The 8,544-nt window shown below is 66.9% G+C and carries 9 protein-coding genes and 2 pseudogenes; 8 read left to right on the forward strand and 3 right to left on the reverse strand.

Features of this window, described 5'->3' with window-relative positions:
• Window positions 1-165: 165 nt before the first annotated feature.
• Window positions 166-474: pseudogene (locus tag C664_RS15910) on the forward strand (Malonyl-CoA decarboxylase); the annotation flags it as partial.
• Between the two features lie 27 nt (window positions 475-501).
• Here the strand turns inward: C664_RS15910 and tnpC are convergent.
• The 3 genes from tnpC to tnpA are packed head-to-tail and all read right to left on the reverse strand — an operon-like array spanning window position 502 to window position 2,797.
• Window positions 502-2,100, reverse strand: a complete 1,599-nt coding sequence (tnpC, locus tag C664_RS15915) for an IS66 family transposase (RefSeq protein ID WP_004263911.1) — start codon at window positions 2,098-2,100, stop codon at window positions 502-504.
• A gap of 38 nt (window positions 2,101-2,138) precedes the next feature.
• Window positions 2,139-2,489, reverse strand: a complete 351-nt coding sequence (tnpB, locus tag C664_RS15920; RefSeq protein ID WP_004263922.1) for an IS66 family insertion sequence element accessory protein TnpB — start codon at window positions 2,487-2,489, stop codon at window positions 2,139-2,141.
• Window positions 2,489-2,797: an IS66 family insertion sequence element accessory protein TnpA gene (tnpA, locus tag C664_RS15925; RefSeq protein WP_004263925.1), complete on the reverse strand. Its 309-nt coding sequence runs from the start codon at window positions 2,795-2,797 to the stop codon at window positions 2,489-2,491. Before tnpA ends, tnpB begins: the two co-directional genes overlap by 1 nt.
• A 72-nt stretch (window positions 2,798-2,869) precedes the next feature.
• Between tnpA and C664_RS15930 the strand changes: the two genes are divergently transcribed.
• From C664_RS15930 to C664_RS20700, 7 genes and pseudogenes are all read left to right on the forward strand, one after another.
• A complete protein-coding gene (locus tag C664_RS15930; protein WP_004263928.1) occupies window positions 2,870-3,964 on the forward strand; it encodes a malonyl-CoA decarboxylase in 1,095 nt (364 codons plus the stop codon).
• Window positions 3,965-4,038: 74 nt separating this feature from the next.
• Window positions 4,039-6,489, forward strand: coding sequence for an EAL domain-containing protein (locus C664_RS15935; RefSeq protein ID WP_004263933.1), 2,451 nt, complete (start codon window positions 4,039-4,041; stop codon window positions 6,487-6,489).
• A 54-nt stretch (window positions 6,490-6,543) separates the two neighbouring features.
• Window positions 6,544-6,951, forward strand: coding sequence for a hypothetical protein (locus tag C664_RS15940; RefSeq protein ID WP_004263936.1), 408 nt, complete (start codon window positions 6,544-6,546; stop codon window positions 6,949-6,951).
• 82 nt (window positions 6,952-7,033) lie between these two features.
• Window positions 7,034-7,243 carry a hemin uptake protein HemP gene (locus C664_RS20405; RefSeq protein ID WP_083483109.1) on the forward strand — a complete coding sequence of 70 codons (210 nt, stop codon included), beginning with the start codon at window positions 7,034-7,036 and terminating at the stop codon, window positions 7,241-7,243.
• Window positions 7,244-7,287: 44 nt separating this feature from the next.
• A complete protein-coding gene (locus C664_RS15945) occupies window positions 7,288-7,527 on the forward strand; it encodes a (2Fe-2S)-binding protein (RefSeq protein ID WP_004263942.1) in 240 nt (79 codons plus the stop codon).
• Window positions 7,524-8,003 (forward strand): bacterioferritin, encoded by a 480-nt coding sequence (gene bfr, locus C664_RS15950; protein WP_004263943.1) that lies wholly within the window; start codon window positions 7,524-7,526, stop codon window positions 8,001-8,003. Before C664_RS15945 ends, bfr begins: the two co-directional genes overlap by 4 nt.
• A 42-nt stretch (window positions 8,004-8,045) precedes the next feature.
• Window positions 8,046-8,544: pseudogene (locus C664_RS20700) on the forward strand (energy transducer TonB); the annotation flags it as partial.

Genomic DNA, 8,544 nt, shown 5'->3' on the forward strand with positions numbered 1-8,544 from the left:
ACCGGACCGGCAGGCCATCAGTCGAACCGCGAGCGCGCGCGCCGACGGTATCGGCACGTGCAAAAAGATCCTGCCATTTCCTTCAATTCCTGCCCATTTCGGGCCCAAGACGGCCGCCCCGCGTTATGATCCGTGGGAACGGGCATGACGTATGAGGGGGAACACATGACTGCCGCAGGACTGGTTTCGAGAAGCCTTTCGAAGATGCGTCAGCTGGTCGGCGGGCAGGCACGGCGCGATGTCGAGCCGAGCACGCGCGACCTCGAGCGCATCCGCGGCCAGTTGCAGGAGTGCGCGGAAGGAAGGGGGGGCGAGATCTCGACGCGACAGCGCGCCGCCCGACTCGCCGAGACCTATCTCCGCCTTGACGAGGCAGGCCGCCGCGCCGTGCTGAAGATGATCGCGCTCGAGTTCGGCCCCGACCCGGCACGTGTCAATGCGGCCCACAAGGCCTACCAGGCCGCCGTCGGCACGTAAGCGGTAACCGAGCGGCGTTCTTGCCTACTTCGAGCGCGGGTGGAGATCGGATCGAAGCGGATTGGCCGCGAAGTGTTGCTTCCACAGCCTTGGGGTGAGTTGCGCGACATCGGCGGCAGGGTGCTGGCCGACGCGCTGGAGCACATCGACCAGATAGGCATAGGGGTCGATGTCGTGCAGGCGACAGGTGGCGATCAGGCTCTGCGCGATCCCCACGTATTTCGCGCCGACCTCGGTCCAGCAGAAGAGCCAGTTGCGGCGGCCCATCGGCACTACGCGTAGCGCCCGCTCGAGGTGGTTGGTGTCGATCGGCACCTCGGGGTCGGCGAGGTAGACCTCGAGGGCTGCCCGGCGCTCACGCACGTAGGCCAGGGCAGTGGTCAGCGGTGAGCTCGGCAGCAGACCGTGGGATTCGAATTGGGCGTCGACCCAGTCGAAGAACCGGTCGACCATCGGCTTGGCCTGGGCGAGCCGGTGCGCGCGGCGTGCCTCGCCGACGAGTTGTGCCTCACGGATGTGCTGCTCTACCGCGTAGAGCTGGCCGATCATCTCCAATGCCTGCGTCGCCCGTTCGGGCTCGATCGACTGGGCCTCGAAGAATTTTCTTCTCGAGTGCGCCCAGCATTGCGCGCGCGTGAGCCCGCATTTTTGTGCGTAACGTTCGTAGGCCGCGTAGCCGTCGGTGAGCAGCACCGCCCCCTCGGGCGGTGGGTCGGTCCCCAGGGTCTGCGCAATGTGTTTGCCACTACGCCCCTCGTGATAGGCGAAGCAGATTTCGTCGCGCTCGCCATACACCGGCCAGAAGTAGCCGCCCTTCATCTTCCCCGGGCCGGCGCGCCCGGCCTTGATCGGGGTCTCGTCCATCGCCTTGATGCGACTTGCGCGGATCGAGTCGAGCTGGGCCGTAAAGACCGGCTCGAGCAGCGCGAGCGCCGCGTGGGTGAGCTGCGTGAGCCACGGGCGCGAGACCCGGATGCCGTTGTCCCCGAGCCGCTGATGCTGGCGGTACAGCGGCTGGTGGTAGCAGAACTTGTCGGTGATGAGCCCGGCGATGAAGCTCACGTCGGCGCGGCTACCGTCGATCACCCCGGCGGGGGCCGCCGGGCAGTGGATCGTCTGCGTGTCGCGGCGCTTGATGACCGGGCGCACGTACTTGAGGATCACGTAGCTGCCCGGGCGCTGCGCCAGGCGGTGGCTGAGCTTCTCGCCGATCACCTCGAACTGCTCGGCGCTGAGGCCCTCGGTCTCGGGGTTGGCGAGCGTGATCGTCTCGACCGGGACGCGCGTCTCGTCGAAGAACAGCGCCGAGTCGTCCTTGCTCTGGGCGAAGTCGGTGCGCGACGCACGACGGATGTGTCCCGCCACGGTCTTGCCGGGGGTATCGGGCTGCGTGTCGGGGATCGGTAGCTCGCCCAGATACATCTGCGCCGGGTCCGGTGGGACCAGGCGCTTCTCGCTCTTCTGGCCGAAGAGCTGGCGGCGGAACCACTCGAGCTGATGTTGGATGGTCTGCACTTGGCGCTGCAGATCCTCATGCGCCTGGGCCAGTTCGACGACGCGCTCGGGCGCCCACTGGGCGGCCTCGGCAAGGGTCGGAACGGGGGCGGAGTGCGGCGCGGGCATGGCGCATATTTTACCGTATGACCCAGCATTCATGCGGGTTACACGGCGTTTGCGGGCAGTCGGAAACGGCGCTTGTAGCGTGCCGGCTCGATGCCTTCGAGCAGCAGCTTGAGCCCGGTCCAGTCCATCTGGCGCGTGCTGACGTGCGCCCAGTTCGACACGAAACGACCCTGCTCGAGGCGCTTGGCCCACACGCAGAATCCGGTGCGGTCCCAGTACAGCACCTTCATCTGCGTGCCGCGCCGGTTGATGAACACGAACAGCTCGCCCGACAGCGGATCGCAGCCGAGCGCCTGGCGTGTGAGCGCGTACAGGCCGTCGAAGGATTTGCGCATGTCGACCGGGCGGCCATAGACATGGACCCGGACTGCGCCTTCGGGGAAGAACATCAGCCGCGCGACAGGTGAAGGATCACGCCGTCGCCCAGATCGAGCCGCAGTTCGAGGCGACCGGTACCTCCGAGTTTGAGCGTGCCGGCGTCGACGAAGCCGGTGGGCTCCATCACCGGCGCGGCGGGCTGCGTACTCGGTTCGCCCAGCAGGCTACGCCAGCGCCGGAAGCTCGACTCGCTGAGCCCCTCGCGGATGCAGAACGGCTCGATCCCCAGGCCACTCTCGGCAAACCGCGCGATGACCGCTTGCCATTCCTGACGGCCACGCCGCCGCCACTTGTTGTTGGTCGCTGTCGCCCTGGTCACTGCCGGCTCCTCCCTGATGAATGTGGGAGGGATTGTTCCGCGTGGGCGCGGGCGGGCAAAGAACGCCGCTCAGTGACCGGTTACGTCGGCACGCCCGACCAGTGGGACGCCGAAGCCCAGCTGCGGGCAGCGATGCGGTCGCGCCGGCTGCGCATCATCACTCAATTCAATGCCATCCCGCAGGGCGTCAAGTTCCTAGTCGACCTGCGCGCCGACCTGTTGCGCTTCGTCGCCGACGATCCGCAGCTCAAGCCGCTGGACCGCGAACTGGAAGCCCGCCTGTCGGCGTGGTTCGACGTCGGCTTCCTGGAATTGCAGCGCATCACCTGGAGTTCACCCGCCGCGCTGCTCGAGAAGCTCGTCGAATACGAGGCGGTGCACGAGATCCGTTCGTGGGACGACCTCAAGAACCGGCTCGACTCCGACCGCCGCTGCTACGCCTTCTTCCATCCGCGCATGCCGCTCGAGCCGCTGATCTTCGTGCAGGTCGCGCTGCTCGAAGACCTCGCCGACGACGTGCAGCGCCTGCTCGACATCGAAGCGCCGCTCACCGATGCGAGCAAGGCCACGACCGCCATCTTCTATTCCATCAGCGCCACGCAGACGGGCCTGCGCGGCGTGTCCTTCGGCAACTTCCTGCTCAAGCGCGTCGTCGAGGACCTGCAGCGCGACTTCCCGCGCCTCAAGACCTTCGCCACGCTGTCGCCGATTCCCGGACTCGTGCGCTGGGCGCAGAGGAATCCGCAGGAGCTCGCCGCGGCGATCACGCCATCGGACTGGAAGCGCCTGGCTGCGGCCGGCATCGAGGACGCGGATTCCCCGCACCTGGCCCGCATTCTCGAGGCCACCCCGGAATGGACCGAGGACGAAGCGCTCGCGCGCGCCTTGCGCGACCCGCTGCTCAAGCTGGCGGCGCGCTACCTCGTGCATGCCAGCCGTGACGGCAAGCCGGTGGATGCGGTCGCCCGCTTCCACCTCGGCAACGGTGCCCGCGTGGAACGGCTCAACTGGCTCGCCGACACCTCTGCGAAGGGGCTCGGGCAATCGTGGGGCATCATGGTCAATTACCTCTACGACCCCGACCGCATCGAGACGAACCTCGAGGCCTTTGCCAGCGAGGGCCGGATCGACGCATCGGCCGCCGTCAAACGGCAAGCGCGACGCTGACGCCGCGCCCAAGCCCATGACCGGTTCGCGCCTGCTCCCTTCACGCCGACGCCCTGCGCGCTGAGGACTCTCGCATGCGCCTGCCCTTTCACCGCGCCTCGATCCGGGTCCGCCTGCTGCTCGCCAGCACGACCGTGCAGGTCGTGCTGCTGAGCCTGCTGCTGGCCAACAGCGTGCGCCTGATGAACGACGCCGCATCGGCCAGCCTCGACACGACCATCAGCCAGAACGCCAGCATGCTGCATGCCATGGCGACGGCCTATGGCGAGCAGCAACGCTACGAGGCGCTGGAGGACGTTCTCGGCGAACTGCTGGAAGGCAGCACGGAAGGCCTGGTCTATGTGCGCATCGTCGCACCGGATCAGACGCCGCTCGTCAGCGCCGGACTGCCCGACATGGCGCAACTGCCTGCGCCAACCGAGATGGGCGGCGGATTCTTCTCGCGCCTGCGCGGCGACACCCTGGTGCACGTGCGCCACCCACTGCTGCTGCCACGGAACGAGGTGGGATTCATGCAGTTCGGCGTATCGGTGGAAACGCTTGCCGCCGCTCGACGTGCCATTACCGAACAGGGTCTGGTGATCGCCCTGGTCGAGATCGCGCTGACCTTCCTGCTGCTGTCGACCGTCGGCTACTTGCTGACGCGTAACCTGGGACGGCTCCTGGCCGGCAGCCGGGCGATCGCCGACGGACACCTCGATCATCGCGTCCCGGCACGAGGCGACGACGAACTGGCAGTCATCGCCCGCCACTTCAACATCATGGCCTCGACCCTGCAGCGGCGCGTTGCCGAACTGCAGGAGAGTGCCGCACGCCTGAAGGCCAGCGAGGAGCGACATGCGCTGGCCATGCGCGGCGCCAACGACGGCCTGTGGGACTGGGACATCCCGGCCGGTACCGCCTATTACTCGGACCGCTTCTGCGAGATCCTCGGCCTGGCACCCGGCACCCTGCCGAACGTACCCGAGGCCTTTCTCGAATACATCCACCCGGACGATGTCACGCCGTATCGCGAACGGATGATCGCCCACCTCAAGGGCGAGAGCAGTCAGTTCATGATGGAGCACCGGGTACGCCAGCCAGCCGGCGACTACCGCTGGGTGCTCACACGCGGCGTCGCGCGCCCGAACGGCAAGGCGCGCGTCGGCCGGATGGCGGGCTCCATCAGTGACATCGACCAACGCAAGCGCGCCGAGCAGCAGCTGATCCATGACGCGCTGCACGACGGGCTCACCGGCCTGCCGAACCGGGCGCTCTTCATCGAGCACGTCAACCGTGCGCTGGCGCAGCGGCGCCGTGACGAAGGCTTTCAGCTGGCGGTGCTGGCCATCAACGTCGCGCGCTTCAGCCTCGTCAACGACAGCTACGGCCATGCCATCGGCGACGATCTGCTTCGGCGCGTGGCGAACCACATCACCTCGATGATGCGCGAAGGCGACGTTGTCGCCCGCGTCGGAGGCGACCAGTTCGCCGTGCTGCTCAACGGCCTGCAGAACTCGGCCGAAGCGCTGCGGATCGGCGAGTCGCTGATCGCACTTCCGGCCTTCGTCGTGCGCAGCGCCGACCGCGTCCTCCATCCCCGCTGCCGCATCGGCATCGCGCTGAGCGAGGACGAGGAAGATGCCCAGGCGCTGCTGCGCGACGCCGACAACGCCTTGCACAAGGCCCGGCAGAGCGAATCGGCGCCAATCGAATTCTTCCATGCATCGATGCACGCACAGGCCGTTCGGGCCCTGCAACTGGAGTCCGACCTGCGCTGGGCGCTCGCCCATGGCGGACTGGCGGTGCATTACCAACCCATCGTATCGCTGACCACACGCCGCACGTCGAGCTTCGAAGCACTGGTGCGCTGGCCGCACCCCACCCATGGCCTGCTGTCACCGTCCGAGTTCATCCCGCTGGCCGAGACGCTGGACCTGATCCACGACCTCGGCATGGAAGTGCTTCGCATCACCTGTGCCGACCTGCGCCGCTGGCGCGATACCGCACCAGGTATCCCGCCCGCACGCATCAGCGTCAACCTGTCGGCGCGTCAGCTGGCTCGCCCGATGCTGACCACCGAACTGCTCGCGGTCATCGACCGCCATGGCGTCGCGCACGACCAGATCCGCTTCGAGGTCACCGAAAGCCTGCTCGCGCATCCTGCCGGGCCGGCGATGAAGACGCTGCGCGATCTGCGCGCAGCCGGCATCGAGATCCTCATCGATGACTTCGGCACAGGCTACTCGACACTGAGCTACCTGCACACGATGCCCTGCAATCAGGTGAAGCTGGACGGCTCCTTCGTGCGCTCGATCACCGAGGACCTCCGGCTGCGCGCGATTGTCCGCCGCAGCATCGAGCTCGCGCACGACCTTGGCATAAGCGTTGTCGCCGAATGCATCGAGAACGAACAGCAGCTCGAGGTCCTCCTCGGGCTGGGCTGCGACTTCGGCCAGGGCTATCACTTCGCGCGCGCGATGGACCGTGACGCGGCGCATGAATGGCTGCGCGGCGAATTGCCGTCGCGACAAGCCGCGCACTGAAGGATCCAGCCGATGCCCCCCTCACCCCGCTGCGCTGCGCTCCGGATCTGGGCCGTGCGCTTTGCGGCGCTGACGGTCCTGCTGGCACCCGCGGCACACGCGGAGGTGATTCTCGTCACGTCGGCCGATTCGAGCGTGGAAACGCTGAATCGTGAAGACGCGGAGCAGCTTTACCTCGGCCGCCGATCCTCGCTTTCGGGTGGGTCCCCCCTGCTGCTGCTGGACCTGCCACCGGGCCCGGTACGCGATCGCTTCTACCGCCTGCTGACCGGGAAGAACCCGAGCCAGATCCGGGCTTACTGGTCGCGCATGGTCTTTACCGGCCGCGCCTTGCCGCCGCGCGAATCCGCCAGCATTGAAGATGCCCGCCGCCTCCTGCTGGAAAACCCGGGCACCGTCGGTTACCTGCCAGCCACGTTCTCGACCGACCCAAGCCTGCGCATCCTGCTCCGCCTCGAGTAGCGAACACCAAGTCCACAGAACAATTGACGCATTTTCGCGCCCATGTTGTAATGCGAATCGTTCTTGTTTTTGTAATCAGATCATGTCGCCAACCCCGACCGACCTGGCTTCCAGCGTAGAACCGGCTCATGCCGGCGCCCCCGCATCACGCACCGTGCAGCCGAGCGTCGCGGGCCAGCCCCTATCGAGCGATGCGCTGCTCGCCGGGCGCACGGCAGTGACGATCGAGCATCTGGGCGAACGTTACGTCCTCCGCGCAACGCGCTCCGGCAAGTTGATCCTGACCAAGTGAAGCGCCCGCAGGACCGGGCAGAATCCAGCATCGAGGCTTAAACTATGTATGTCTGTGTGTGCAATGCCGTCACCGAACGCCACATCGTCGCGGCCGTGCGCGAGGGGTCCACGACCCTGCGCCATCTGCGGCGCGATCTCGGCGTGACGGCCGAGTGCGGTCGTTGCGCCAGGTGCGCGCATGACTGCCTTCGGGCTGCTCTTGCCGAGCACACCAGCGAGCCCGCCGCGACACCGCCCGTGTTCGCGCGGCCTACGTTCCCGCTCGCTCTGGAGGCGATATGAAAGGCGACAAGAAGGTCATCCAGTTCCTCAACAAGCAGCTCACCATCGAACTGACCGCAATCAACCAGTACTTCCTGCATGCACGCATGTACAAGAACTGGGGTTTCACCCGCCTCGGCAAGCACGAGTACGAGGAGTCGATCGAGGAGATGAAGCATGCCGACATGCTGATCGAGCGGGTGCTGTTCCTCGAGGGCCTGCCCAACCTGCAGAACCTCGACAAGCTGCTGATCGGCGAGAACGTGCCCGAGTGCATGCAGGGCGACCTCAAGCTCGAGCACGGCGGCCGGGCCAACCTGATCGAGGCGATCGCCTACTGCGAGTCCTGTAAGGACTACGTCTCGCGCGAACTTTTCGAGCACATCCTCGAAGACACCGAAGAGCACATCGACTACCTCGAAACCCAACTGGGTCTGATCGACAGCGTCGGCCTGCAGAACTACCTCCAGTCGCAGATGGAGCCCAGCGCTTCCTGACACCGACCATGCGCGCCCCACGGGGCGCGCATTCAATTGCCGATGACATCCGCTGCCCACGCGTTCCCGCCGTTGCCACTCTATCCGCCCCCCGATCCGCACAAGTACCGGCTCGAGACCGTCAGTGTCCCCGTGCGGCGTTCCGGCACAGGGCTGCGACTCGCGCGCGGCAACCGCATCCAGCGCGCTGGCGTGGCGACCCTGGTCGTATTCGCCCATCTGGCCGGCCTCGCAACTCTGGCTCACCTGGCAAGCCGCCCCGTCGTGGTGCCCGAGCTGACGAGCATCACCCTTGCGCTGATCCCGGCCGAACCCGCGGTACAGCCTGTTTCGCCCACGCCGGTGGAGACGCCTCCGCCCCCCGCACCACCGCCCCCCAAGGTCGAAAAAGTCGAGCCGCCGAAGCCGCAACCGCCCAAACCGACCCCGACGCCCAAACCCAAGCCCCACCCCGCTCCGCTACCGAAAGTGACGGAGTCGCCGACCGCCCTGACGCAGGAAGCACCCGCGCCCGAGCCGAGCCCGCCGGCGCCCGCAGAGC

It is taken from the genome of Thauera sp. 63 (assembly GCF_000310165.2).
Lineage (GTDB): Bacteria > Pseudomonadota > Gammaproteobacteria > Burkholderiales > Rhodocyclaceae > Thauera > Thauera humireducens.